Below are 25,440 nucleotides of genomic sequence, written 5' to 3'. Positions count from 1 at the left end.
TGTATTTGCAAACGATTTACTCACACGACAAAAGCATGACACTCTTAAGGTAGCATTATGCCTCTCATCCGGTTTATGATGTGTTAAAGGGTTGATTGAAGGCAGAATTACTGCCATTTTACAGGGATTCTAAACAAGATAGGTTCAGTTATGCGTAAAATTATTGGTGCAACAGTGTTGTTACTAGCCTCTGGTTATACATTTGCAGCGGTAGACCCAAACAGTCCATCGGTGATGAGCAATTTCAGTTATGACTATTATGAAGCACGGATAGGTATTAGTCCCAATACTTATGGCGCGGGTTTCAGTATGTCAGTACATCCCAATGCGCACGTAATAGGACGCGTTGATTCAGAACTTGAAGGTGATTACGATCTGACCGGTGGCTTAGGTTTCCACGCCCCGATTAACAACTGGGCCGATTTTACCGGTGAAATGTTAGTCCGCATGGTTGATCACGATGACTCCCGCGGTAGTGACACCGGTATGGAATTGAATCTGGGGGTTCGCCAGTGGTTGGGGCCACAACTTGAAGTCGGTGGTAAAGTGGGTTATCTGAGCATTTATGATGATGACGATTGGTTGGGTGCAGCCTACGCGCGCTTTCACTCTACAGAATTGTTCTCTGTTGCTGCCGAAGCTCGCTTTAATGACACATATGATGACCAAGTTATCTTAAGTGCCCGTTTCAAATACTAATTTGAACGCTTAGTCTGATCACTCATAACTAGCACAGCCAAGTTAAGCGACTTGGCTGTTCCATATTATCCCTCCTCTATTTCTATCAATTTACAGCATTCATTGAGCAACTGTTGTCTACGCTTTTCCGGAATCAGCTTCCAGTGAATTTCTTCAACCGCACCGACAAATTTCCATAACAGCTTGATATCCGTCGATGTTCCATACAACTTCCTGACTTTGATAAAAGCTTTCAAGGCTCCAAGTTGAAAGAATGTGGCTACATCCGGAATCCCGGATTTTTTCAACATTCGCTCGATGGTTAAATGCAGATTGGGTAAATCTCTCAAGCGTCTGTTTGATAATGCATATTTTTGCTTTTTTTGAAAAATAGCCAAAGCTTTTGAGCGACTAATCAACTCACCTAAATATGGATAATTCGCTTGAAATAATTCAGTAATATCATAATAGTTCACTTTAGAAATACTTTGTTTTTTAACAAAAACATATTTTGCACAATTTAAAGCATTTAATTTTTCATCTAATACACCACCTCCTCGAATATAAATATGATTGGTGCTGATTAAAGCAAACATAGCGTCTTGCCAAAACAGCCCGATATCTCCAAATATTGACTTGGTGTCAAAGTTTTCTCTTTCCATTAAGTAATCAAAAAATTTTGTTGCTATCATTTACCTAGCCTCGGTAGTCGTTATATGTCTATTTCAGGCTGACTTCATAGAAGCGATAACTCGGAGATTCATTGCGGGAACACCCGAGCTATCGCTTTATTGTCGGTTTAAAAGATATAACGAATTGATTTCTAAAATCTCGGCTCGGGGTGTGAAATGAGTCCCATCAAAACTAGTGCAATTACACAGGAATAATAAATATGCGTGTGTATTCTCAATTTGTACGAAAGGCCAATATTTTCTATAACGCTCCGATAATTCATTGCGGTGCTGTCAGTGCAACGCTAAAATAACGTAAACAGCAACGAATCTGATGAATATGAATCACGTCTCTTTTTTTTGGCTTCCGAGTGATCAACAAGCCTTATTTCAGGCAATTGAAACCGAATTCGCCCAAATGGTTGAATTGTCTATACGAAGCGGAAAGATAGAACTCCCTCCGATCCCTCAAGTCGTATTGGAAATCCAGAAACTCTGTCTGGATGAAGCCACGACGGTCACTGATGTCGCAGAGTGTTTGATCGATGATCCGGGCTTGACAGCGGTTGTCCTGCGTATTGCGAATTCCGTCATTTTTAATTCAAGAAATATTGCCTATAGCGACATCAATACTGCTGTATCCAGATTGGGGATTTTTCGGGTCAGAGACATTGTCACGGCTCAAGCCGTCAAACAGCTGAAATACTCAGTGAACCTTCGGGATGACTGCAATCAAATCCTGCGCGAGAGTGCAACCAATTCGAGAAAGCTATGTGCGACGATGGTTCTGGTGACCAACGCATTTAAACATCTGGATCCACAGGAATATGCCTATCTGGAATCAGATAAAGCCTTGCTTGTCGGCCTGTTGGCAGATATCGGTCTCTTCTGCTTACTCAATGAATATCATCTCTATCTTGAACAAGGTAACTACCTTGATCATGATTTGGCCATGCGTATTTTTGAATCTCGCTGTAACCGAACCAGCTATCATGTTCTCAAGACATGGGGATTTGATCAGGACTTCCTTTCTGTGGCATCGAATAAAGAGAGACCACATAAGCCAAGAGAAGTCTCTTATCTTGATGTGGCGAAGATTGCTTACCACTTACTGCTGTTTCGCGAGCAAGACGAAAGCATTGATGATCATGAGATAGAAATCAACGCAACCGGTGCTGAAGTTTTATATGAGTTAAGTAACTTATCGGATAACGACTTTAAATCTCAGATACGTTCGATCATCCATTCATCTGGATTCTGACCCCCTGATTTTGAGACGCCTCAAAACAGCCATATTTGAGACGATGGCTGTTAGCAGCCCGTCAATTAATACGGGACATTCGCGACATTTTCGTTTAGATTGTCCCGCCAGAATAGGCCACGACACGATTTGATAGCTTTATGGTTTTAAAAAGCAAAACAGCGAAAGCCAATTTTGACAGCCTGCTTCGAATATTTACCGTACCGGAAGGTCCGGGGTCCACGCTGACCCAAATCGAAGACAAGATTTCTCAAAATCTCAATCAGTTCTTAAGAGAACATATCGTCTCCGAAGAAAAGCCGCTGAAAGCAATTGAGCAAGATTTTCTCTCCTCTCAAATACCGGAGCAGCCGGTGTTTGTTTCTGAGCATACCCAGCATTTACTGGATAAGGTTGTTGCTCAATCCGTTCATACATCGGCTCCCAGCTTTATCGGTCATATGACATCTGCATTGCCTTACTTTCTGATGCCGCTGTCAAAAATCATGATCGCGCTGAACCAAAATCTCGTCAAAATTGAAACATCGAAAGCCTTTACACCACTCGAACGTCAGGTCATCGGGATGTTACACCGACTGATCTATACAGGTAGCGAAGACTTTTATACCCAGTGGATGCATAGTGCCAACCATTCACTGGGGGCATTTTGCTCAGGCGGTACTATCGCCAACATCACAGCGTTATGGGTTGCCCGCAATAATGCGCTCAAGGCTCAGGGCTCATTTCAGGGGGTTGAGAAAGAGGGTCTGTTTCGGGCGATGAAACATTACGGCTATGAAGGACTCGCAATTCTTGTCTCAGAACGTGGCCATTATTCGTTAAAGAAAGCAGCGGATTTACTGGGAATCGGCCAACAAGGGTTAGTGGTCATTCCGACTGATGAACATAATAAAATCAAACCCGACGCACTCCAAACCACGATACGACAACTGAAGCAGCAACAGATTTTACCATTTGCAGTCGTGGGCGTTGCCGGGACAACAGAGACCGGTAATATCGACCCACTCGCTGAAATAGCGGCAATCTGTCAGCAGGAACAGTGTCATTTCCATGTCGATGCGGCTTGGGGCGGCGCAACACTGATGTCGAATCAATATCGTCATCTGCTCAATGGTATCGAACAGGCTGATTCGGTAACCATCGATGCCCATAAACAGCTTTACCTGCCAATGGGCGCCGGGATGGTACTATTTAAGTCACCGACATCAAGCCACGCAATTGAACATCATGCTCAATATATTCTCCGTGAGGGCTCTAAAGATCTGGGCAGCCGGACGCTGGAAGGCTCCCGTTCCGGAATGGCAATGCTGGTCTATGCATCGATGCACATTATTAGCCGGGCGGGTTACGAATTGCTGATCAATGAAAGCATTCAAAAAGCGGCTTATTTTGCCGACCTTATCCGTCAACAGAATGACTTCGAACTCGTTTCAGAGCCTGAGTTGTGTTTGCTGACGTATCGCTACGTCCCCGAACAAGCACGTCTCGCCTTGCAACACTGCACCGGTGATGCGCTCGACCAACTCAATCAACAATTAAATGAACTGACCAAATTTATTCAGAAAAAACAAAGAGAATCCGGCAAATCATTTGTTTCCCGGACACAACTGACACCGAAACGTTGGCAGTATCTCAATACCATCGTTTTCCGTGTCGTGCTTGCCAACCCGTTAACCACCAAAGATATCTTACATTCAGTTTTGGAAGAGCAGCGACATATTGCTGCACTAGCGCCTGCATTACTGCGTGAGATCCAACGCTCAGCAGCAAGCATTCTGTCAGATAAAATATGATACGCATCACTTATTAACGATCACTCGATCACATCCGCTGAAATTTTATTTCTGACTGATGTAAGAAATGCATCATTTTGTCTTAGAGAAATACTGTTTTTTCAGATTTAGCGGTAAAATTGAAGGATCATCTGAAATTTAGTTTGAGGCCTGTCATATTCTTATCATCTGATAACCTGAAATGTTACAGAATTACCGGTGCATACGTTTATACTCATTTCCCATGCCCACTTCGTGATGAATGTTGAATGCTTTGGGTATCATGATTCGATATCGCCAGTGATCAGGTCGAATTCCTGAAATGTTCTTGCCCCGTGTGAACACTATGAATACATTAGAAAAAATTCAAAAAAACCTGGAAAATTTTAGCAAGTCTGAACGCAAAGTCGCAGAAGTCATCATGGCGTCACCACAAACTGCAATTCATTCCAGTATTGCAACCCTTGCCAAAATGGCTGATGTGAGTGAGCCCACGGTGAACCGCTTCTGTCGTCGTTTAGATACCAAGGGTTTTCCCGACTTTAAACTTCATCTCGCTCAAAGTCTGGCAAATGGGACACCGTATGTGAACCGTAATGTCGAAGAAGATGATGGCCCCGATGCGTATACGCATAAAATTTTCGAATCAACCATGGCTTGCCTTGATGTTGCCAAAAACAGCATCGATTCAGCACAAATCAACCGTGCGGTTGATTTACTGACCCAAGCCAAGAGGATTTCGTTTTTTGGTTTAGGCGCGTCCTCTGCGGTTGCTCGTGATGCACAGAATAAGTTTATCCGCTTTAATATCCCAATCTCCTGTTTTGAAGATATTGTCATGCAGCGGATGAGTTGTATTAATTGCACCGATAATGATGTGGTTGTCTTGATCTCTCACACAGGCCGAACCAAAAGTCAGGTTGAGATCGCGCACCTCGCAAAACAGAATGGCGCCACTGTCATTGCCATCACCGCCAAAGACTCACCGCTCGATCAGGTCAGTTCCCTCTCCATCTGTCTGGACGTCCCGGAAGATACCGATGTCTATATGCCAATGGCGAGCAGAGTGGTCCAAATGACGGTGATTGACGTGCTCGCCACCGGGTTTACATTACGCCGCGGTTCAGGATTCAGGGAAAACCTCAAACGCGTCAAAGATGCCCTAAAAGACTCTCGCTACGATAAGTTGCCTCAGTTCTGATATGAAAACGTCTTCTCAAAACTTCATCTTATGTGGGCCATCGTGGCCCACATTTGTTTCCATAAAAGATCATTGATTACATTGTTTTCATCTATTAAAACAAGAGGCAGATGTAACTTTATTTCCGAAGTGACTTCAGGCATAGTTACGCCAACAACACATGAAGGAGAAAGTTATGTTTGTAGTGATCTTTGGTCGTCCCGGCTGCCCATTCTGTGTTCGGGCAAAAGAACATGCAGAAACGTTAAAAGCAAAGCGTGACGATTTTAATTTCCGCTACGTTGATATCCAAGCAGAAGGCATCAGCAAAGCCGATTTGGAAAAAACCGTAGGCAAGCCCGTTGAAACTGTACCGCAGATCTTCATTGACCAGACTCATATTGGTGGCTGTACTGAATTCGAAGCTTATGCCAAAGAAAATCTGGGTCTTTTCGACGAATAATCGAGACCGGACTAACCTGCCAATTATCTGGCAGGTTTTGCTTTTCTGACGCTCTGCAATTCAGTTTCTCTCCCCCAGCCACTTCATGAAGATGAAAATTCTTCTTTGTGCCAAAAAGCCTGAAAAATCCCCTTATTTTTTCTTATATTTCAGATACAATTTACCGGCCATCTTTTCCACGTCCCTGAGTTGAGTTGTGAATATAAACGTTGTTTTGCTGTTAAAAGAAAACCCTATTCTGCTTATTTTTGTTGTCCTTGCGAGTGGTCTGGCGCTGGGAAAAATTCGTTTCGGTAGCCTCCAAGTCGGCAACTCCATTGGTGTTCTCGTCACCTCGCTCCTCATGGGGCACCTCGGATTTTCTCTGAATTCAGAAGCGCTCACCATCGGTTTCATGCTGTTCATTTATTGTGTCGGTATCGAGGCAGGCCCAAACTTTTTCGGTATCTTTTTCCGAGACGGAAAACACTACCTGATCTTAAGCTTAACCGTCCTCATCATTGCCAACCTAATCACTTATTTTGGCGGTAAAGCTCTTCATCTCGATTATGGTCTGTCTGCGGGGATGATGGCCGGAGCGCTGACTTCAACTCCGATACTTGTCGGGGCTCAGGATGCCTTAAGCTCAGGGCTGGCAGAAATTCCTCGCAATATGGAGATGTCCCGCGTTCTGGAGAATGTCTCAGTCGGCTATGCGATCGCTTATCTCATCGGCCTCATCAGTATGATTATGTTTGCTAAACTGCTGCCGAGGCTGCAAAAGCAAAACCTCTCAGATTCAGCCCAGCAAATCGCCCGGGAACGCGGTTTAGGCCATAACGGCCAACGGAAAGTCTACTTACCGATTATTCGCGCTTATCGGGTCGGAAAAGAGCTGACAGACTGGATTGATGGCCGTAATCTTCGTGAATTGGGGATCTATCGTCAAACGGGCTGTTATATCGAGCGCATCCGGCGAAATGGCATTCTGGCCCATCCGGATGGTGACGCGATTTTGCAAGAAGGCGATGAAATTGCGCTGGTCGGTTTCCCTGACAGCCACGCCAGGCTGGACCCAAGCTTCAGAAACGGTAAAGAGGTCTTTGACCGCAACTTGCTTGACCTGCGTATTTCAGAAGAAGAAATCGTGGTTAAAAGTGACAGCATGGTCGGCAAACGGCTGTCTGACCTTAATCTTTCCGAATATGGCTGTTTTCTCAACCGTGTTGTCCGGGCACAGATTGAAATGCCAATGGACTCAGATATTGTGCTCACCAAAGGTGACCTCCTTCAGGTCAGTGGTGAAAAAAGCCGGGTGCAGGGGCTCGCGGATAAAATCGGTTTTATCTCAATCCACAGCCAAATGGCCGACTTGCTGGCTTTCTGTGCCTTTTTCATTTTCGGGATTACACTCGGCCTGATTACCATGACCTTCGGTCAAGTCTCTTTTGGTTTAGGCAATGCTGTCGGGTTACTGCTCTCCGGGATTACTTTAGGATTTTTACGCGCCAATCACCCTACCTTTGGCTATGTTCCACAGGGGGCTCTGAATATGACCAAAGATCTCGGGTTGATGATTTTCATGGTCGGCATTGGCCTCAGTGCCGGTGGCAGTATGTTTGAACACCTGTCAGAAATCGGTATCAAAGTGATTGGTCTGGCTTTTCTGGTCAGTGTTGTTCCGGTATTTTTTGCTTATCTCATCGGCGCTTACATCCTGAAAATGAACCGGGCTCTGTTGTTCGGTGCCATTATCGGTGCCAGAACCTGCGCACCGGCAATGGATATCGTCAATGACTATGCGAAATCGACCATCCCTGCACTCGGATATGCCGGCACTTATACCATTGCTAATATTCTGATGACCCTGACCGGAACCGTCATTATTCTGCTGAGTTAAGGTCTGATGATTCCAATGAGTCGATTCATTGCTCCACCGAACCGCTCAACACAGCAAACGAACAGTTCGATCAAAAAAAGCGCCATGATGGCGCTTTTTAATTTAGTCTCTGGCCGAAGACAAATCAGATATCAATCACGTCAAACTTAACGTCCGGATTCACATCTGCATCATAGTCTACGCCATCGATCCCAAAGCCGAACAGTTTCAAAAACTCTTCTTTATAGGCTTCATAATCGGTCAGCTCTTTCAGATTTTCCGTGGTGATTTGTGGCCATAACCTACGGCAATGCTGCTGAATATCTTCTCTCAGTTCCCAGTCATCAAGACGCAGACGGTTTTTGTCATCCACTGCCGGAGCCTGACCATCCGGGCGATACAGCCGATCATGGAACAGACGATAGATCTGCTCCATACAGCCTTCATGAACGCCTTCTTCACGCATTTTCTTGAACACCATAGAGATGTAAAGCGGCATGACCGGAATTGCCGAACTCGCCTGCGTCACAACGGATTTCAGAACCGCAACATTGGCAGAACCCTGTTTTGCGCTCAGTTGTTGGTTTAACGCTGTGGCAGCACGGTCTAAGTCCATCTTCGCACGACCCAGCGCACCGTCCCAATAGATTGGCCATGTCAGCTCGGTCCCGATATAGCTATACGCAACGGTCTTGCAGCCATCAGCAAGGACACCGGCATCATTGAGCGCCTTGATCCAAAGTTCCCAGTCTTGTCCGCCCATAACTGTGACAGTATCTTCAATTTCCTGTTCAGTTGCCGGTTCAATGCTGGCTTCAATAATCATATCACGATTGGTATCAACAGCAGTTGAAGTATAAGTCTCGCCAATCGGCTTCAGGGCTGAACGCACCAGTTCGCCACTATCAGGCATTTTTCTGACAGGTGATGCCAAAGAATAAACAACCAGATCAATCTGTCCCAGATCTTGCTGAATCAACTCAATTGCTTTCTGCTTTGCTTCATGGGAAAAAGCATCGCCATTAATGCTTTTCGCATACAGACCGGCTTCATGCGCACATTTATCAAACGCAGCAGCATTATAAAAACCTGCGGTACCCGGTTTTTTCTCGGTTCCCGGCTTTTCGAAGAAAACACCGATCGTCGCTGCACCACCACCAAATGCCGCAGCAATACGTGATGAAAGTCCATAGCCACTGGAAGAACCGACAACCAGAACACGCTTAGGCGCGTTGTCGATGCTCCCTTGTGATTTCGTATAAGCGATCTGCTCTCTGACATTCGCTTCACACCCGACCGGATGTGTTGTCGTACAAATAAATCCACGAATTTTAGGTTTGATGATCATATTCAACTTCCTTTAAAAAACCCCGTAAGAATAAAAGGTTCGCCTCGAAATCTCACCCTATTTCTTAATATTTCCCCTGAAAAAGCGAGTGGTTGGATCTCTTTTCACCAAAAACACGCTCAAAAATCTCTTTATCTTACTGAAATCAATATAATTTCCTCATCCTCACCCTGAACTGAGTCACCGGTTCAAAAGAAAAAACTGAAAAAATGAGGAACTATCCGGGATATCACCAGTCTGATTTAACAAGATTGACAGAAACGTTGAATGACTTTTTTGTCAATACTGCTTTTTCTTGTTAACTCCTATTTATAGCAGCCAGTACAGTTTGTACTGGCTTTTTTTTGTCTGGCTTTTTTGCCTTGAGTACGCCTTGTGATAGCACTCAACTCAAGCTATGCTTGCCTGCATGAATATATTGACCCATAGTCCGACGACTGAGCACACCTTTAACGGCAAACATTTCTATCTTAAACGAGATGATTTGCTTCATCCTCAGTTTTCCGGCAACAAAGCCCGCAAGCTGATGACACTGCTTGATGCCCCCCTGCCTCAAATTACCACGTTGATCAGCTATGGTTCTCCGCAAGCTAATTCTCTTTATTCATTTGCCGCACTGGCGCAACTCCGAGGCTGGCAGTTTGAATACTATGTTGATCATATCCCGCAGTGGGTAAGTGAACATCCGCAGGGGAATTACAAAGCAGCATTGGCACTCGGTGCAAAAATCTATCCCACAGGACAATCCCCGGAAGCAGTGATGCAGATGCATCCTTACGATTATATTCAACAAGTTCGCTGCCCTGATGATCATTGTCTGGTCTTGCCCGAAGGCGGACGGAGCGATATTGCTCAACCGGGTATCGCAGCTCTTGGGGATGAGATCATCACTTGGTGCAACCAACACCGGATTAAGCACCCTGTTGTTGCGCTTCCCTCAGGCACCGGCACCACAGCGCTATATTTACATCAACACCTAGCCTCTCATCAGATTCAAGTCTTGACCTGTGCCTGTGTTGGTGGTGACTCTTATCTCAAAAAACAGTGGGATATGTTATCAGCCACCAGCTATCCGACCATTTTGTCTCTGACGCAGAAACACCATTTCGGCAAATTGTATCGTGAAAACTACGTGCTGTGGCTGAATCTTTGCCGTGAAACTCAAGTCGAATTTGATTTACTCTATGACCCGCTGATGTGGCGGTGTCTGCAAGGTTGGTTGGCAGAACACCCTGACAGACCACTGATCTATCTCCATCAAGGAGGATTACTGGGCAATGTCAGTATGCAGGCCAGATACCAACGCAAATATGCCGATCTGCCCCCATACAGACATCATGCAGCAAAATTGCGTTGACAAAACGGCGCCGACACACATTGCTGAGCTGGTAAGCTGGCTATCCAATGACGAGTTTTGTTTCCGGATAACGCAACCGATGTGTTCTCGGACTGGCAAGAAAATAAGCGATTGTCAGCGGCCCTAACCGGCCGATAAACATCATCAGCATGATAATCACCTCACCCGTTTCAGACAGCGACGCCGTCAGGCCTCTTGAAAGTCCGACTGTTCCCAATGCCGAAATCGCTTCAAAGATAATATCGATCATCGGGGCATTTTCACTCAACAGCAGACCAAAAATCGCCAACCATGTAATCCCAATAGAAATCACCGTCAGCGCCAATGCTTTATTAATCGTTTCTTTGGGAATCTCCCGTTTAAAGACCTGAATCGCAGCATCACGCCGTAAATAACCGTAGGTTGCCAGAATCAGCACAATGAATGTCACGACTTTAATACCACTGGCGGTACTCATCGACCCGCCACCAATAAACATCAGAACCAGCATCACGGATGTGGTTGCATCTTTAAGCTGATCGATCGCTAACGTATTGAACCCGGCAGTTCTCGGTGTGACGGCCTGAAACCATGAAGCCAGCCACTTCCCTCCTTGAGTCAGCGGTGCCAGCGTATGCGGGTTATCGTACTCAATACAATAGATCAAAATCACGGCCACCGCGTTAATGATGACGGTTCCGGAAATCATCAACTTGCTGTAGGGGGTCAGTAAAACCCAGCGTCGGTTGCGGATTAAATCCAGCCAGACAGAGAACCCCAGCCCCCCGATAATAAACAATCCGGTAATCGTCAGATTCACCACCGGGTCGGAGACATACGGCATCAGGCTACGGCTATCCAGCGCAAAACCGGCGTTATTAAATGCACTGATGGTATAGAAGAAGCCATGAAATAAACTGGTTTTCCACCCCAGCTCCGGCAACCAGTAAAGCGACAGAATGACCATGCCGAATGATTCGACGAGCAAAGAAAAATACAAAACCGATTTTGCGGTAGAGACTAATGTTGACGCATCGGTCTGATTGAACGCTTCTCTGATAACCGTCCGCTGTAGGAAATTAATCTTGCCGCCTAATGCGATTAACGTCACGACAGCGAATGTCATCAACCCCAACCCGCCTAACTGGATAAGCAGCGCAATGATAATCTGCCCGAAGCTGGTAAAAGCAGTCCCCGTATCCAGAACGGAGAGGCCGGTCACCGTCACCGCTGAGGTGGCAGTAAACAGACTGTGCGCCCAACTGATGGGCGCGACCGTCGCCTGCGGCAGTTTCAGTAAACATGTGCCCAGTAAAACCAGCAACAGAAAGCTGGCACATAAGATTATCGGCGGCGCGGCGGCGATTTTTCGCCCGGCTTTTGGTTTTCTGACGATCGGTGATGTAGAGGGATGCCATGCAGCCATATCACACCAACCTTGGTGCAATCTGTTCCAACGCTTCCCGAGTCCCGCACAACAAAAAGGTATCGTGTTCCTGTAAGAGAAAATCATCGCTCAGGCGGATAAATGTTTCCCGGCCGCGTTTCACCAGAATCGCATCCACATCACCCTGAGTTTTACTGAGCAAGGTCGAAATGGGCTGGTCATGGAGCGCTGACTTAACCTCAATATCCACCACATATAACCCATGACCGATCGACAGATAATTATTCACCATCGGGTAATTCAGGGCTTGTGCAATTCGCACGCCCATCTCTTCCTCTGGGTGAATAATTCGGGCAACACCAAGTTTTGACACAATCGTATGGTGGGCTTTGGAGCTGGCTTTCACCCAGATCTCTTTTACTCCCAGGTTCTTTAACGCCAGAATACAGAGTAAGCTGGATTCCAGATCTTCACCAATCGCAACCAACACGGCATTACTTGCTGCCAGCTCCAGCTCTCTGAGTGCATGTTCATCCGTGACATCACAAATAATCGACTGCGTCAGGTCTTCAACATATAACTCAGCGATTTTGGGATTACGGTCAACACCGGTTACAGTATGCCCGAGATGGATCAACTCCAGACTTGCTGCGATACCAAACCGCCCTAAACCAATCACTGTAAAATGTGCCATCCTTCACCTCTTCCGTCAGGTTATCCTGTATTTGCCGCGACCAACTTGCGATATCTAATCTAAAACTGCCTTTCGCACATCATGCTCAGACATTATTCCTGATGGAACAGAACTCGTTTTGAGTGCGCTAAAGCCGTACTCTGCTGATCAATGAATTTTCCTTGTTCCGCACGAATAAAGAACACTTCCAGGTTCTCCTGCTGGGCGACCTGATAACCTGCTTTCGGACCAAGACACAACATTGCAGTAGCCCACGCATCACTTTCCGCAGGATTACGGCCAAATACTGAAGCAGACACCAGATCGTGCGTCACAGACGAACCGGTACGCGGATCCAGAATATGAGAATATGACTGACCATTGGCATCAAAAGAGCGGCGATAAGTCCCCGATGTATCTAATGTCACGCCTTGTTCATCCTGAATTGTCACAATCTTGTAGGGCTGAATATCGTCGTCTTGATGAACCGGACGTTCAATGGCAATCCGCCATTTCGAGCCATCCGGTTTGTGGCCTTTGATTTTCATGTCACCGCCAAACTCAACCAGATAATTGGCAACCCCGTGAGATTCTAAGATCGCACTGAGTTTTCCGATGGTATACCCCTCACCCATAGAAGAAAAATCGAGCTGCACCTGCGGCAATGTTTTACGGATGTGTTTACCTTGTTCATCCACCTCAATTTTATCCAGCCCTAACTCGGCTTTTACCGCTGCAATTTGCTGACTATCCGGCACTTTAAAATCACTTTTTCTAAATCCCCACAAATTAAACAGGGGCCCCACCGTCGGATCATAACAACCTTGAGTTTTCTGATTGACCTGACGTGCGATTTTCAAAAGTTCTAAGAAGTCATCCGATGCTGGCTGCCACTCGGTCGAGGCACTCCGGTTAAATTCAGAAATATAAGAATCATCGCGATAAGTCGATAACTCTTTATCAATCTGAGCAAGTCGCTGCTCAAACAACGGACGAATCTCATCACTCGACACGCCCGGCTCAGACCACCAACTGATATGGTAAGTTGTCCCCTGAGCATAGCCTTCCAGTTTTTGTAACTCCGGAGTCCGGCTACATGCTGCAACCATGACAATAGACAAGAGCGCAACAGCACCACGAAAAACGTTCAATAACATTCTTTGGCTAAACATAAAACAACCTGATTGATAAAAAAATTGGACAAAGTTTAACGGCAGGCAGAAAAGATTACTATACCCAAAGTATTGGGAATACGCCCCAAAAACATTGGCTTCACAGCCAAAATGCGATCAGGTCTGCGTGATTTAAAGTTACATCGTCGTCACAACAGCGGCCACAAAACAGTAATGTATAGCAACTTCCGTAAGCCCGACTAGACAAGGTGACTTGGTTTACGTAAGAATATCGCTTACGAAAATGCAACATTCTCAAGATGAGCTGCCTAGTGAAGATAAACGCTCACACCCTTATCCGGATAAAAATTACATGCAATTATTTCAACACCTGGGATGGTTCTTTCGCCGCTATTGGCTGACTTACACATTAGCGTTACTCATGCTCTTCATTGTCGCGCTCATTAATATGGCCATTCCGTGGTTTATCGGTCAGACCATTGATCATCTGCTGGCAACCCGAAGCATGGCACAAGCAAAATACGACCTACTCGGTTTATTGCTCGCCAGTATTATCGTCTATCTCCTCCGTTATGGCTGGCGACGGATGTTATTCGGTACATCCTATAAGCTGGGCAACCTCTTACGACAACAGTTTTATCAACGTCTGACCCGGCAAGGACAGGCATTCTATAACCATCACTCAACCGGTGATTTGATGGCACGTGCCACTAACGATATTGATGCGGTTGAAATTGCTGCCGGTGAAGGGATTTTATCGGGTTTTGATGGATTGCTGACCTTTATTTTAGTGCTCGTGATGATGTTTATATTTATTGACTGGCAACTCGCAGCCTTAGCGATTCTGCCCTTCCCGCTGATGGGGATCGGGTTTTATCGTCTCTCCAGTCAGATTCATCACCAATTCAAAACCACTCTAGATCGCTTTTCTTCGTTGAATGAGCAGACTCAACAAGCCATGACTGGCATTCGCATGATTAAATCGATGGGCAGAGAGTCTATCGAAGCCAAACAATTTAACCAGATTGCCGAACAAGCCGCCAGCAGCACCTATAAAGTGCAGCGTTCAGAAGCCTTGTTCGATCCCATCATTCAGCTCAGCCTGGGCGCGGCATTACTGATTGTCTTACTTGCCGGTGGCTGGCAAATTCACGAAGGTCAGTTAACGGTCGGGCAACTGACCAGCTTCACCCTGTACTTATCCGAGTTAATCTGGCCAATGTATGCTTTTGGCTGGTTAATGAATATTTTGCAACGCGGCAATGCAGCCATCGAACGTCTCGATGAGTTACTTGATCTACCTGATACGATTGAGGACCACGGTCAGTTTACCCCCAAAGGTTATCGTGTGACGGTCAGTCATCTGACGTTTCATTATCCGGAGACGGCTCAACCCAGCCTGAAGAATGTCTCCTTTCGTTTGCGGGAAAAGCGCGTTTTCGGCATCGTCGGTGCAACAGGGGCAGGAAAATCAACCCTGCTCCAGCTTCTGATGCGCTACTGGGAATCCGGTGAGGGCGCAATTCAAATCGGTGGGACGCCGATCCGTCAGATTCCGCTGTCTCAATTGCGTGCGCTTTATGCTTACGTCCCTCAGGACGCATTTCTGTTCAGTACCAGTATTATGGAAAATATCCGCATGGGTCGCCCCGATGCCAGCGATGAAGCCGTCTATCAAGCCGCCCGGCTAGCTGCGATTGACGAGGATATCCGCCAGTTCCCCGACAGCTATCAGACCACCGTCGGAGAGCGAGGTGTGACATTATCAGGCGGACAACGCCAGCGGATTTCCATCGCGCGTGCATTGATCAGTAATGCCCCGATCCTCATTCTCGATGACGCGCTCTCGGCCGTTGATATCCGGACGGAAAAAATCATTATCCAACATTTGCGGCAACGCAAAGCTCAGACTCTTATTATTGTCAGTCACCGATTATCAGCCGTTGAACACGCAGATGAGATTATTGTCGTAGCACACGGTGAAGTGATTGAAAGAGGAAAACACCAACAATTAATCGCTGGCGATGGCTGGTATTCACGTATGGCAGCATACCAACAGATGGAACAGGCGATGGAGAGTGCATCCTCATGAATATAAAAAATTCCAAGCGGGATAATCAACACGCCGGTTCATTACGCTTATTGATGAGCTATGTTTTCGCTGACAAAACTTTATTGGTGAAAACCTTGGTTCTGGTTGTGATTGCGACGGGGTTCGAGGTACTGGGCCCACTCTTGAGCAAAGTATTTATCGATGACTTTATTATGCCGGATCATTATCCGTTCTGGCCGATTGCCGGCATTATCACCTTGTTTATTGGGTCAACGATCATCGGAACCTACCTCAAATACCGCCAAACGTTGCGTTTTCTGGACATGGCATTGTATGCAGTGCTTGATATTCGTAAACGCGTATTTAAGCACGTCTTGTCTTTACCGATGTCGTATTTCGATTATGCCCGTACCGGGCAACTGGTCAGCCGGATTACCAATGATACCGAGTCAATTAAAGATATTTACGTGCAGTTTTTATCCAATGTGCTGACCAATGTCATTCTGCTGATCGGTATCTTGATTGCTATGGCGATTTTGGATACCCAATTGATGCTGGTCGCCCTGTTACTGCTTCCGACGGTCATTGCATTAATTTATTTGTATCAACGCTTTAGTGTCAAGAATGTCACCGACAGCCGTCGTTTGCGGTCAGACATTAACGCCACAATGAACGAATCCATCAGTGGTATGACTGTGATTCAGGCAACCAACCAACAACAGGCAAAACTGTCTCAGTTTGATCAGATCAATGCGCATTACTACGATACCCGCCTGAAAACCGTGACGATCTCATCCTTGTTGCTTCGTCCGGCAATTAATTTATTCAGTATTATTGTGCTCGGGTGTGTGGTGTGGTTTTTTGGTCTGCAAGTGGTACAAGGGGTTGCTGAAATCGGGGTGTTATACGCTTACCTTAACTATCTGGGTCGGTTCTCAGAGCCGTTAATTGAAATTACCCAACGTTTCGGTTTGTATCAGCAGGCCATTGTTGCCGGTAACCGTGTCTATGAACTGTTGCAAGAATCTTCGGCTAAACCCGAAAAAGGCACCTGTACCCGGATTGAGGCCGGGAGACTGACGATCAAAGACCTGAGTTTTGCGTACCAGAACAATCATCCGGTTTTGCAGGATATCAATGTCGAAATTGAGGCCGGACAATTCTTTGCCATCGTCGGACACACCGGTAGTGGTAAGAGTACCTTAATGAGTTTGTTACTCAATTTTTACCAGCCTCAGTCAGGCACAATCTGCATTGATGGACATTCTCTCGATGACTTCAGTCATGACGCCTTACGTCAGGGGGTCAGTTTTATTCCACAGGATCCGTTTATTCTTGCCACAACCATATTTGATAACATCGATATGGGGCGAAACTTAAGCGAGGCCGCCGTCCGTCTTGCTGCTCGTCAGGCACATTTACATAATGTGATTATGGCGATGAATGATGGTTATCAGACCCAGCTCGGTGAAGGTGGCTTGCGGCTCTCAACCGGGCAGCGCCAACAACTGATTATCGCCCGTGCTCTGGCCGGCTCGCCCAAAGTATTGTTACTTGATGAAGCGACAGCCAATGTCGATAGCGAAACTGAGCAGGTTGTCCAGCGAGCGCTGTCTGATCTGCAAGGTCAGGTCACGCTGATTGTCGTTGCTCACCGTCTGTCCACCATTCGCCATGCCGATCAGATTCTGGTATTGGATCACGGCCATTTAACTGAACAAGGCGACCATCATCAGCTCATGGCCATAACACAAGGCCGATATCGTGCTATGTATCAATTACAGCAGCAGGAAAAACGAGTCGCTCAGGCTGCCCAGTAACTGTGACCGCAAGTGTGACAGCGTCACTTCAATCAATTCATCTCAGCCCTGAACGAGAGCAACCGCTCTCGTTCGCTGACCAATTAATAAAGGCTGTATTTCAGTGGCGACAGCAACGTCCTTTTCCATGTCGATGCTGATGTTCATCTTTATTAGCCTTATATCCCTCTTGAACACCGGTTTCACAGCAACGATGTCCCTGGCAGCGCTCATGCGCATGGTCGCCCTCTCCATGCTGATGCTCGCAACAACCGCCCTGTTGTTGCTTATGTTGCTTAGCTTGATAATTCACGGATAAACGCCCCTGCGCTGCATCGGTCAGCGGCAGCCATTCATCCTCGGTCTGAATGATCTGCTGAAGATTCTGACGACTGGTTTGTGCTTGAAACACAGCAAACTGATTGTCGAGTAACCGACCCAGCATTCGCTGACCAATATGACGAACAATCACTCGCTCAACCTGCTCGCGCTTGAGTAATGCAAGTAATGCCGACTTCCCTGCACAACCGGCATCCCGGGCAGGGTTTTGTTGGTTTCCCACCACCTCACCGGATTCATCCATAAAAATGAAATGGTCAGCCTTGGTAAAATGATTGGCAATTCGTTCCTCTTTGACCGGGATAGCAATAATCATCTGAAATAACTCCTGTACTGAGTATAAACCAAACTCAATCGACAACACTGAGTTTGACCGAACAAAACAACGATGCGCATCTGCCCGATACTGTTATCAACAACATCTGCATTTCGCATTCGATTAATTAGCATATGCTATTTATAGTCTTAATTTTTGGCATATGCAAATTAAAAATACAAAATTAAACACCAAGGTAATGAGAATCTGAAAAGGTAGCGAATAGCATTCGAATCATTTATCAATCACAGATATAACGAACCCGACATACCGTTGAGGCTGTCTGTCGGGTTGCTTGTTATAGCGGGTTTGTCACAAAAGCGGTCTGTCAGGGAAAAAGCAATAGAAAAGATAGTTTAGTGACACATCATCAATGCTTTACCATTGACTAAACAGTCTGCCACTTTCAAACGGGCAGCCTTGACCAAATTGGCCAGCGTCTGTCGGGAAACCCCCATTGCAACAGCCGCATCCTGCTGATGCATACCTTGTAAATCAACCAGACGCAACGCTTCAAATTCATCCGCAGCTAAATCAATATGCTCAAGCTGGCTCATCGGAATGCCGTTCGGTTTGAAGCAACTGTCCGCCGGCTTACCACAAATCACACGAGGAATTTTATTCCGCCCCATCGATGACGCCTCTCAATATATGTATCCACAAATTATCGTTCATCATAATCGAACCCTACCAAAGTCGATAGCTTCTCATACGATTCGTTTTTGACATCTCTCAACTACAGATTAAGACATCAAGCACAAGAGCTTTAAAGCACTCACCATCCCTATCGCAACTTAGACATCACTACAAATCCAATCTGTCGATTATTTATCAACTGATATTCTTCCGAGTAAAGTAACTGAAATATATCAAATTGTGTCTGATTGTCCCTTTTATCATTTTTTCACATTTTCAGGTTGAATATTGGTTTAACCTACTCAGGAACTTTTATACCAATCTTTCAATATCGAATATTTACTATAAAACAGGACTCACTAATGATTTCGGCTTCATGGATAAAATATACTTCCCGGTTCATTTGCATTGCTCCCATCACCTTAGCTGCTGCCTGTCAGGCTTCAGTGAATTTTGACGGGCTCTGGAAACATCAGGGATACGGTGACATTTATCAGTTAGATGATACAGAAAGTAAAATATATCAATTCAACAGCGAAGGGTGTGTGCTGGCGGAAACCATGACCAAAACCGACATGCAAACAACCTACTTTCCCAACGCGACATTATCTCATGACGGCATGACGCTGACATCCCGCCAGATTGCCCGCCCTTTTGCACAGCAATTTGAACGCCTGTCCGCCTTACCAACACAGTGTCAGCCGGGGCAACGACTGGATGCAAATGCATCCCCTGTTGAGATTTATCATTTCTTCTGGACGACGATGCATGACTATTACGCTTTCTTTCAGGAGCGCGGCATCGACTGGGCGCAGGTCTATCAACAAGTGGCACCGGATTTGAGCGATGACATGAGCGAAAGTGAACTACTCAATGCCATCACAGCATCACTCAGCGGTTTTTCCGATGATCATGTCGTCCTGACTTACGGCGACGATGAGTACGCCCCCGCCCCACCCAAAGGTGTCTTACGGGTACTGAAACAGGGCTTTCTCAATCAAAGCGAAATCAGTGATTTTGACACCTACGTCGCTGACCGCCTGGCACAAATTTCCCTGATGCAACAACAAACGATGGATGCCGGTAGTGTCCGGATCATCAACGGCAGCTCAGCCGATACATTATATGGCGCGGAACGTGTTGTCTGGGGAACGTTCAATCAGGGAAAAATTGGTTATCTTCGTCCGAATATGATGCTGCTGGATACGGGTGAAAACCCGGATGACCCCGATCAATGGGTCAGTAATATGGCGCAGGTGATTGATCAGGCAATGCAGGATATGCGCAATACAGAGACCATGATCATTGATATGCGGTTCAATGGCGGCGGTGCCGATGGCGTGTCACTGGCTCTTGCCAGCCGTTTTAATCCGGTCACTCAGCGCGTTATTGGTAAATTTACCCGAACTATTGCCGGTGACGGCGAAATTCACTGGCTCGACTTGCCAGCGCCAGTCAATACGCCCGCTTACACGCGTCCCGTCACGATTCTGGTCAGCGGTACAACCGTCAGTGCCGGAGAAGTCTTTCTCATGATGATGAAAGCGCTGCCACAAGTCACATTTATGGGCGAGACCAGTAGCGGCGCATTATCGGATGCTTTGGTGAAAACCCTGCCCAATGGCTGGCAAATCAGTTTGTCCAATGAAGTTTACATCGACACACAATATCAATCCTATGAAGGCATCGGCATCCACCCGGATATCCCCACCACAGCCCTGACACTGGACGATCTCAGCCATCATCAGGATACTGCCCTGAGTCAGGCGATTCACCAGTTATCACAGTGACACAACGCCGCAATCATAACGCTTCTGTTTAAGCTCCAGCACCGACAGGCCATATACATGTCGGTGCTTGTGCATATTATTTAAGCAAAAGGCAGACAATATTACAGTTTTTCACTCAAGATCACTGATGAAAATTCAATCGCTGACAGAAAACTGATAGAATCCTGACATTGTATTTACCAATGCTGATGATGTATGAAAGAAAACCTCGTTATATCAGTATCTTCTATCAATGGAACCCATCATTTCTATATCGGGCGCTGGTACCAGAAGTTTCTTAAGAGTGCTGGTTATATCCTGATGGCAGCCATTATTGCTACTGCCGGTATCATCTATTACCTGATGAACGAAGTTGATTTTGCGAAATCGAAGCAAAGAGAGCTGGAAAGTCAGTCGATGTCACTCTCTGAAGATGTCGCATCACTCAAAAAACTCAAGGTCGGCTTACAAAGCGAGCTGCTTGATCGTGAAGAAAAAATGCAGACGGTTTCAGACCGGCTGAGTGATCTGGAAAAAGTGCTCGGTGTGGAAGATTCAGATGATGCAACGCTTGAATCCCGGCTGGATACCGCAGCGATTACATCTTCTGTACGCATGGTGCTGCTGAATCAGATTCCCAATGGTTTTCCGGTCAAAGAAGCCAGAATGTCTTCCGATTATGGCCGCCGGATTAATCCGGTCACCGGCAAGAGTGAATACCATCGCGGTCAGGATTTTTCAGCCCCGAAAGGCTCGGCGATTTATGCACCCGCAGACGGTGTGGTTGAAGTGGTGCGCCCCAGCTTGGTCAAAGGCTCCGGAAATTACCTAAGATTGAGACATTCATTCGGCTTTTCCAGTTCTTATTCTCATATGAATAAATTTGCTGTCAAAATGGGCGAGTTCGTCAATAAAGGCGATATCATCGGTTACGTGGGAAATTCAGGATTGAGTACCGGGCCACATCTACATTATGAAATTCGCTTTGTCGGCCGCTCATTAGATCCCAAGCCCTTTGTGTTCTGGGGAATCAATAATTTTGATACGATCTTTACTAAAGTTGGAGGAGTAAGATGGGAATCTTTGATAAACAACGTCGAGCAAAGAGTCAGTGCTCAGTTACAACTCTCATCGCTGAAGGCTGCGCCATTAATGGCCAGTTCCGAGTAGAAAGCAACATGCAAGTTGATGGTAAGGTTGAAGGCCAGATCCAAACGGACAAAACGCTCATCATCAGTGAATCAGGCTCTGCCAGTGGTGAAATTTATGCCGAGCACATCATTATCAACGGTTGTTTCAAAGGCACCTGCTATGCCACTCGCATTGAAATCTTAAGTAAAGGTCGTGTCGATGGCACACTCTATACTGACGATATCAGTATTGAACAAGGCGGGCGCTTCAATGGCGTGACAAAACCGGCTCCGGAGCAGCAAATCGTTGATTTTCAGGAAGCAAAAACAACTGAAAGTTTAACTGCACCGTCTAAAACAGCACAACCCAAAAAAGCACAACAAGGATCGTCATCTTAATCAAGGGTGATCATTGTATGTACAGCGCAACATCGATCTGACAGTTTCCACCGATTCAGGAACTGTCAGGTTGAGATGCGCTTATCACCGACCCCGTATCCTGCCCACTTCAATCCTTCCACCCAATTCGTGATTTATATCACATAATTAATAACATTTATCTCAATAGCAAATTTCTCTATCTGTCCTCAATTATCGATGAAACGAGAATATTTCATTCGCATTCTTGAGCGAAATTGTCGCGAAAAAACAAAAATACTCTGACAAAATGGCATATCCCGTAGATTTTTTGTCATAAATACGTCACCTGCAATTCCTAACCTTGCTGCTGTACTCGGGAGGGAAATGATGAACATTAAAGATATTGCAGCACTGGCCAATGTATCGCCGGCAACCATATCGCGTTACTTCAACGGTAATGGGCTGATCTGTCATCAGACTCGTGAACGGATTAAGAAAGTGGTGCACTTAACCGGCTACCATCCGAAACAGAAATCCACCCGGGTTGCTCTCAACCATAACCCGACCATTGGAGTTTTGATCCCCAGCTTGCTCAATCCGGTGTTTGCAGAGATCGTCGCCGGGATTCAAGAAAGAGCGCGCCACTTCGGCTACTCAACCATCATTATCGATACCGAATATCAGCAAACGCGGGAACAGCAAGCCGTGGTCGATTTCATCCGGCAACGCGTCAGTGGCGTCATTCTGACCGTCGCCAGTATGCACAATAATCAAGCCCTGTCGCTGTTAAAAGAATTTCACTTTCCGCTGAGTTTGGTTCACAACCAGTTCACTGCCGATGATGCCACGGTTTACGTCAATAATTTTCAGGCCGGCTGGGATGTCGCTGATCACTTACTCAAGCTCGGCCACCGGGAACTCGGCATGGTCGCCGGCCAGTTCAACCGTTCTGACCGTGCCCAACTCCGTTACGAAGGCTTCAAAGCTCGCATTGCTGAGGATCAGCAGGCTCGATTACTCACATTACTGGAAGTCGACCCGATGGCGAACGCGCCGTTCACCGACCTTGAGCAGTCATTGTCACATCAGGCTCCGAGTGCTTGGTTTTGCAGCAACGACCTTATTGCGCTGAAACTGATCCGTCACCTGCGCCACACCGGTATCCGCGTACCGGAAGAGACTTCGGTGGTGGGATTTGACGGCATGTCACTCGGACAAATTACCTACCCCGCTTTAGCAACGGTGAAGGTTCCCCACTTACAGATGGGTCACCTCGCCGTGGATTTACTTTTAAACTCGAAACACCACACCGCTTTACCACGCCAGCGAGAACTGCCCTATGAGCTCAGTCTTACAGGGACAGTTGCTCCGGTTCATAAACCTCACTTGAATCAAATTCAATCAATAGGATGATTGTTATGAAATTAAAACATATTGCCACCTTAGCGCTGATGGCAACCGGCTTGGTTACCGGTACAGCGCAGGCTGCCGATGCTATTTGTTATAACTGCCCCCCGGAATGGGCCAATTGGGGCGGTCAGTTAAAACAGATTAAAGATAAATTAGGCATTAATATTCCCATCGACAACAAAAACTCAGGGCAATCTTTGTCTCAGCTAGTAGCCGAAAAAGATAACCCGGTGGCTGACGTCGTCTACTACGGGGTCTCGTTCGGCATTCTCGCGGCGCAAAAAGGCGTGGTGCAACCTTATAAACCACACAACTGGGATAAAATTCCGGCAGGTCTGAAAGATCCACAAGGCAACTGGTTTGCGATTCATTCCGGCACCTTGGGCTTTTTCGTCAACAAAGCCGCCCTTGACGGCGCGCCGGTACCGCAATCCTGGCAGGATTTACTGAAACCGGAATACCGTGGCATGGTCGGCTATTTAGATCCAACCAGTGCGTTTGTCGGTTATGCCGGTGCCGTGGCGGTCAATCAGGCGATGGGTGGCACAATGGATAATTTCACCCCGGCGATTCACTATTTTCAGGCACTGCGCAAAAACCACCCGATTGTGCCGAAGCAAACCTCTTATGCCCGCGTAATATCAGGCGAGATCCCCATTTTGCTGGACTATGACTTTAACGCCTATCGGGCCAAATATAACGATAAAGCCCCGGTTGAGTTCGTGATTCCCAAAGAGGGAACCATTGTAGTGCCTTACGTGATGAGCCAAGTGAAAAACTCACCCCATCCTGAAAATGGCCGCAAAGTACTCGACTTCGTCCTCTCTGATGCCGGTCAGCGCTTGTGGGCCGATGCCTATCTGCGCCCGATCATCCCTTCGGCGATGAGCGCTAAAACGCGTGCGAAGTTCCTGCCGGATGCTGACTATAAACGGGCAAAAGCAGTCGATTTTGCCAAGATGTCACAGGCACAAAACGCTTTTGCACAGCGTTATCTGAATGAAGTTAAATAATCACAGGCCGGGTGGTGGTAACGCCACCCTTCACTTTATGATGAAACACAATTTTTCACGGCTGATATTGCTGCTTCCGGCATTGATGATCAGTCTGACCTTCTTTCTGCTGCCCGTCGGCAAACTGATCTGGCTGTCGCTTGCCGATGGGACCGGCCAATCTTACTGGTCCATCTTTACCCAACCGACGTACTACCGAAGCCTGCTGTCAACTGTGGTGCTGTCAGTTCTCGTGACCTTGGTCAGTCTGGTGATTGCCACAATTTCCGGGCTGTTTCTCACCCGTTATCAGTTCCGGGGGAAGTCGCTCCTGATTGCGATGCTGAGTTTCCCGCTGGCGTTTCCGGGGGTGGTGATTGGTTTCTTCGTCATCATGCTGGCCGGTCGCCAAGGTATGGTTGCTCAGGCGAGTCTCGCGCTGGTTGGTGAGCGTTGGGTGTTTGCTTATACCATGGCCGGGCTGTTTCTCGGTTATCTCTATTTCTCAATCCCGCGTGTCGTGCTGACCGTGATGGGCGCTGCCGAAAAACTCGATCACAACTTAGTCGAGGCCGGACGCTCACTGGGTGCCAACCGCTGGCAAATCCTGCGGGATGTCACCTTGCCGGCGTTAACGCCCGGCCTGATTTCTTCCGGTTCGGTCTGTTTTGCCACCTCGATGGGCGCATTCGGTACTGCATTTTCACTGGCAACCGACATCAATGTCCTGCCGATGACCATTTATACCGAGTTTACCCTGAACGCCAATTTTGCCATGGCCGCAGCATTAAGTCTGATCTTGGGTGCCGTGACCTGGCTATGCCTTGCACTGGCGCGGCTCAAAGGGGCAACATCCCTGAATATGGGAGGCTAACC

General features: G+C 46.8%; 22 protein-coding genes. 15 read left to right on the top strand and 7 right to left on the bottom strand.

Features of this window, described 5'->3' with window-relative positions:
- The first annotated feature begins 150 nt into the window (after positions 1–150).
- Entirely contained in the window at positions 151–699 is a 549-nt protein-coding gene (locus tag VR7878_RS19585; RefSeq protein ID WP_077337660.1) for a hypothetical protein, read from the top strand.
- 65 nt (positions 700–764) lie between these two features.
- On the opposite strand, the gene VR7878_RS19580 is transcribed toward VR7878_RS19585, so the two are convergent.
- Complete coding sequence (locus VR7878_RS19580) at positions 765–1,370, bottom strand: TfoX/Sxy family DNA transformation protein (RefSeq protein ID WP_077337659.1); 606 nt, start codon at positions 1,368–1,370, stop codon at positions 765–767.
- A gap of 319 nt (positions 1,371–1,689) precedes the next feature.
- On the opposite strand from VR7878_RS19580, the gene VR7878_RS19575 reads away from it, so the two are divergent.
- From VR7878_RS19575 to VR7878_RS19555, 5 genes are all read left to right on the top strand, one after another.
- Positions 1,690–2,610: an HDOD domain-containing protein gene (locus tag VR7878_RS19575; RefSeq protein ID WP_077337669.1), complete on the top strand. Its 921-nt coding sequence runs from the start codon at positions 1,690–1,692 to the stop codon at positions 2,608–2,610.
- 140 nt (positions 2,611–2,750) lie between these two features.
- The gene (panP, locus tag VR7878_RS19570) at positions 2,751–4,403 is read left to right on the top strand and encodes a pyridoxal-dependent aspartate 1-decarboxylase PanP (RefSeq protein WP_077337658.1); all 1,653 of its coding nucleotides are present in this window, start codon (positions 2,751–2,753) and stop codon (positions 4,401–4,403) included.
- Positions 4,404–4,728: 325 nt separating this feature from the next.
- Positions 4,729–5,583, top strand: a complete 855-nt coding sequence (locus VR7878_RS19565) for a MurR/RpiR family transcriptional regulator (protein ID WP_077337657.1) — start codon at positions 4,729–4,731, stop codon at positions 5,581–5,583.
- Between the two features lie 175 nt (positions 5,584–5,758).
- Positions 5,759–6,025 (top strand): GrxA family glutaredoxin, encoded by a 267-nt coding sequence (locus VR7878_RS19560; RefSeq protein WP_038178314.1) that lies wholly within the window; start codon positions 5,759–5,761, stop codon positions 6,023–6,025.
- Positions 6,026–6,221: 196 nt separating this feature from the next.
- A complete protein-coding gene (locus VR7878_RS19555) occupies positions 6,222–7,904 on the top strand; it encodes an aspartate:alanine antiporter (protein ID WP_077337656.1) in 1,683 nt (560 codons plus the stop codon).
- Positions 7,905–8,028: 124 nt separating this feature from the next.
- Here the strand turns inward: VR7878_RS19555 and fabV are convergent, their stop codons facing one another.
- Complete coding sequence (fabV, locus tag VR7878_RS19550) at positions 8,029–9,231, bottom strand: enoyl-ACP reductase FabV (RefSeq protein WP_077337655.1); 1,203 nt, start codon at positions 9,229–9,231, stop codon at positions 8,029–8,031.
- Between the two features lie 409 nt (positions 9,232–9,640).
- Here fabV and VR7878_RS19545 point away from each other — a divergent pair, with 409 nt between their 5' ends.
- Positions 9,641–10,588, top strand: coding sequence for a pyridoxal-phosphate dependent enzyme (locus VR7878_RS19545; protein ID WP_077337668.1), 948 nt, complete (start codon positions 9,641–9,643; stop codon positions 10,586–10,588).
- A 40-nt stretch (positions 10,589–10,628) separates the two neighbouring features.
- Here VR7878_RS19545 and VR7878_RS19540 read toward each other — a convergent pair whose 3' ends face one another.
- The 3 genes from VR7878_RS19540 to VR7878_RS19530 all read right to left on the bottom strand — a co-directional run bounded on the left by VR7878_RS19540 (position 10,629) and on the right by VR7878_RS19530 (position 13,799).
- Positions 10,629–11,993, bottom strand: coding sequence for a TrkH family potassium uptake protein (locus VR7878_RS19540; protein ID WP_077337654.1), 1,365 nt, complete (start codon positions 11,991–11,993; stop codon positions 10,629–10,631).
- A gap of 1 nt (position 11,994) precedes the next feature.
- Entirely contained in the window at positions 11,995–12,648 is a 654-nt protein-coding gene (locus tag VR7878_RS19535; protein ID WP_077337653.1) for a potassium channel family protein, read from the bottom strand.
- 92 nt (positions 12,649–12,740) lie between these two features.
- Entirely contained in the window at positions 12,741–13,799 is a 1,059-nt protein-coding gene (locus tag VR7878_RS19530) for an FAD:protein FMN transferase (RefSeq protein ID WP_077337652.1), read from the bottom strand.
- Positions 13,800–14,043: 244 nt separating this feature from the next.
- Between VR7878_RS19530 and VR7878_RS19525 the strand changes: the two genes are divergently transcribed.
- Positions 14,044–15,852 (top strand): ABC transporter ATP-binding protein, encoded by a 1,809-nt coding sequence (locus VR7878_RS19525; protein ID WP_235862923.1) that lies wholly within the window; start codon positions 14,044–14,046, stop codon positions 15,850–15,852.
- Positions 15,849–17,633 carry an ABC transporter ATP-binding protein gene (locus VR7878_RS19520; RefSeq protein ID WP_077337651.1) on the top strand — a complete coding sequence of 595 codons (1,785 nt, stop codon included), beginning with the start codon at positions 15,849–15,851 and terminating at the stop codon, positions 17,631–17,633. Before VR7878_RS19525 ends, VR7878_RS19520 begins: the two co-directional genes overlap by 4 nt.
- Before the next feature lie 100 nt (positions 17,634–17,733).
- Here the strand turns inward: VR7878_RS19520 and VR7878_RS19515 are convergent, their stop codons facing one another.
- A complete protein-coding gene (locus VR7878_RS19515) occupies positions 17,734–18,267 on the bottom strand; it encodes a NifB/NifX family molybdenum-iron cluster-binding protein (RefSeq protein WP_077337650.1) in 534 nt (177 codons plus the stop codon).
- A 356-nt stretch (positions 18,268–18,623) separates the two neighbouring features.
- The gene (locus tag VR7878_RS19510) at positions 18,624–18,899 is read right to left on the bottom strand and encodes a DUF134 domain-containing protein (protein WP_077337649.1); all 276 of its coding nucleotides are present in this window, start codon (positions 18,897–18,899) and stop codon (positions 18,624–18,626) included.
- Between the two features lie 366 nt (positions 18,900–19,265).
- Between VR7878_RS19510 and VR7878_RS19505 the strand changes: the two genes are divergently transcribed.
- From VR7878_RS19505 to VR7878_RS19480, 6 genes are all read left to right on the top strand, one after another.
- The gene (locus VR7878_RS19505) at positions 19,266–20,693 is read left to right on the top strand and encodes a S41 family peptidase (RefSeq protein WP_077337648.1); all 1,428 of its coding nucleotides are present in this window, start codon (positions 19,266–19,268) and stop codon (positions 20,691–20,693) included.
- 195 nt (positions 20,694–20,888) lie between these two features.
- Positions 20,889–21,842 carry a M23 family metallopeptidase gene (locus tag VR7878_RS19500; RefSeq protein WP_077337647.1) on the top strand — a complete coding sequence of 318 codons (954 nt, stop codon included), beginning with the start codon at positions 20,889–20,891 and terminating at the stop codon, positions 21,840–21,842.
- Between the two features lie 8 nt (positions 21,843–21,850).
- Positions 21,851–22,201, top strand: coding sequence for a bactofilin family protein (locus tag VR7878_RS19495; protein ID WP_235862922.1), 351 nt, complete (start codon positions 21,851–21,853; stop codon positions 22,199–22,201).
- 345 nt (positions 22,202–22,546) lie between these two features.
- Complete coding sequence (locus tag VR7878_RS19490; protein WP_235862921.1) at positions 22,547–23,575, top strand: substrate-binding domain-containing protein; 1,029 nt, start codon at positions 22,547–22,549, stop codon at positions 23,573–23,575.
- A gap of 5 nt (positions 23,576–23,580) precedes the next feature.
- Positions 23,581–24,585 carry an ABC transporter substrate-binding protein gene (locus VR7878_RS19485; RefSeq protein WP_077337665.1) on the top strand — a complete coding sequence of 335 codons (1,005 nt, stop codon included), beginning with the start codon at positions 23,581–23,583 and terminating at the stop codon, positions 24,583–24,585.
- Between the two features lie 40 nt (positions 24,586–24,625).
- Positions 24,626–25,438 (top strand): ABC transporter permease, encoded by an 813-nt coding sequence (locus tag VR7878_RS19480; protein WP_077337666.1) that lies wholly within the window; start codon positions 24,626–24,628, stop codon positions 25,436–25,438.
- The last annotated feature ends 2 nt before the right edge of the window (positions 25,439–25,440 follow it).

Source organism: Vibrio ruber DSM 16370, assembly GCF_900163965.1.
GTDB lineage: Bacteria > Pseudomonadota > Gammaproteobacteria > Enterobacterales > Vibrionaceae > Vibrio > Vibrio ruber.
This window is presented reverse-complemented; position numbering and strand designations above follow the sequence as displayed.

Excerpts from the sequence above, each read along its gene's own strand:
- VR7878_RS19585 (WP_077337660.1), top strand. The coding sequence starts at position 151 with ATGCGTAAAATTATTGGTGCAACAGTGTTGTTACTAGCCTCTGGTTAT.
- VR7878_RS19580 (WP_077337659.1), bottom strand. The coding sequence starts at position 1,370 with ATGATAGCAACAAAATTTTTTGATTACTTAATGGAAAGAGAAAACTTT.
- VR7878_RS19575 (WP_077337669.1), top strand. The coding sequence starts at position 1,690 with ATGAATCACGTCTCTTTTTTTTGGCTTCCGAGTGATCAACAAGCCTTA.
- panP (WP_077337658.1), top strand. The coding sequence starts at position 2,751 with ATGGTTTTAAAAAGCAAAACAGCGAAAGCCAATTTTGACAGCCTGCTT.
- VR7878_RS19565 (WP_077337657.1), top strand. The coding sequence starts at position 4,729 with ATGAATACATTAGAAAAAATTCAAAAAAACCTGGAAAATTTTAGCAAG.
- VR7878_RS19560 (WP_038178314.1), top strand. The coding sequence starts at position 5,759 with ATGTTTGTAGTGATCTTTGGTCGTCCCGGCTGCCCATTCTGTGTTCGG.
- fabV (WP_077337655.1), bottom strand. The coding sequence starts at position 9,231 with ATGATCATCAAACCTAAAATTCGTGGATTTATTTGTACGACAACACAT.
- VR7878_RS19545 (WP_077337668.1), top strand. The coding sequence starts at position 9,641 with ATGAATATATTGACCCATAGTCCGACGACTGAGCACACCTTTAACGGC.
- VR7878_RS19540 (WP_077337654.1), bottom strand. The coding sequence starts at position 11,993 with ATGGCTGCATGGCATCCCTCTACATCACCGATCGTCAGAAAACCAAAA.
- VR7878_RS19535 (WP_077337653.1), bottom strand. The coding sequence starts at position 12,648 with ATGGCACATTTTACAGTGATTGGTTTAGGGCGGTTTGGTATCGCAGCA.
- VR7878_RS19530 (WP_077337652.1), bottom strand. The coding sequence starts at position 13,799 with ATGTTTAGCCAAAGAATGTTATTGAACGTTTTTCGTGGTGCTGTTGCG.
- VR7878_RS19525 (WP_235862923.1), top strand. The coding sequence starts at position 14,044 with ATGCAACATTCTCAAGATGAGCTGCCTAGTGAAGATAAACGCTCACAC.
- VR7878_RS19520 (WP_077337651.1), top strand. The coding sequence starts at position 15,849 with ATGAATATAAAAAATTCCAAGCGGGATAATCAACACGCCGGTTCATTA.
- VR7878_RS19515 (WP_077337650.1), bottom strand. The coding sequence starts at position 18,267 with ATGATTATTGCTATCCCGGTCAAAGAGGAACGAATTGCCAATCATTTT.
- VR7878_RS19510 (WP_077337649.1), bottom strand. The coding sequence starts at position 18,899 with ATGGGGCGGAATAAAATTCCTCGTGTGATTTGTGGTAAGCCGGCGGAC.
- VR7878_RS19505 (WP_077337648.1), top strand. The coding sequence starts at position 19,266 with ATGATTTCGGCTTCATGGATAAAATATACTTCCCGGTTCATTTGCATT.
- VR7878_RS19500 (WP_077337647.1), top strand. The coding sequence starts at position 20,889 with ATGAAAGAAAACCTCGTTATATCAGTATCTTCTATCAATGGAACCCAT.
- VR7878_RS19495 (WP_235862922.1), top strand. The coding sequence starts at position 21,851 with ATGCAAGTTGATGGTAAGGTTGAAGGCCAGATCCAAACGGACAAAACG.
- VR7878_RS19490 (WP_235862921.1), top strand. The coding sequence starts at position 22,547 with ATGATGAACATTAAAGATATTGCAGCACTGGCCAATGTATCGCCGGCA.
- VR7878_RS19485 (WP_077337665.1), top strand. The coding sequence starts at position 23,581 with ATGAAATTAAAACATATTGCCACCTTAGCGCTGATGGCAACCGGCTTG.
- VR7878_RS19480 (WP_077337666.1), top strand. The coding sequence starts at position 24,626 with ATGAAACACAATTTTTCACGGCTGATATTGCTGCTTCCGGCATTGATG.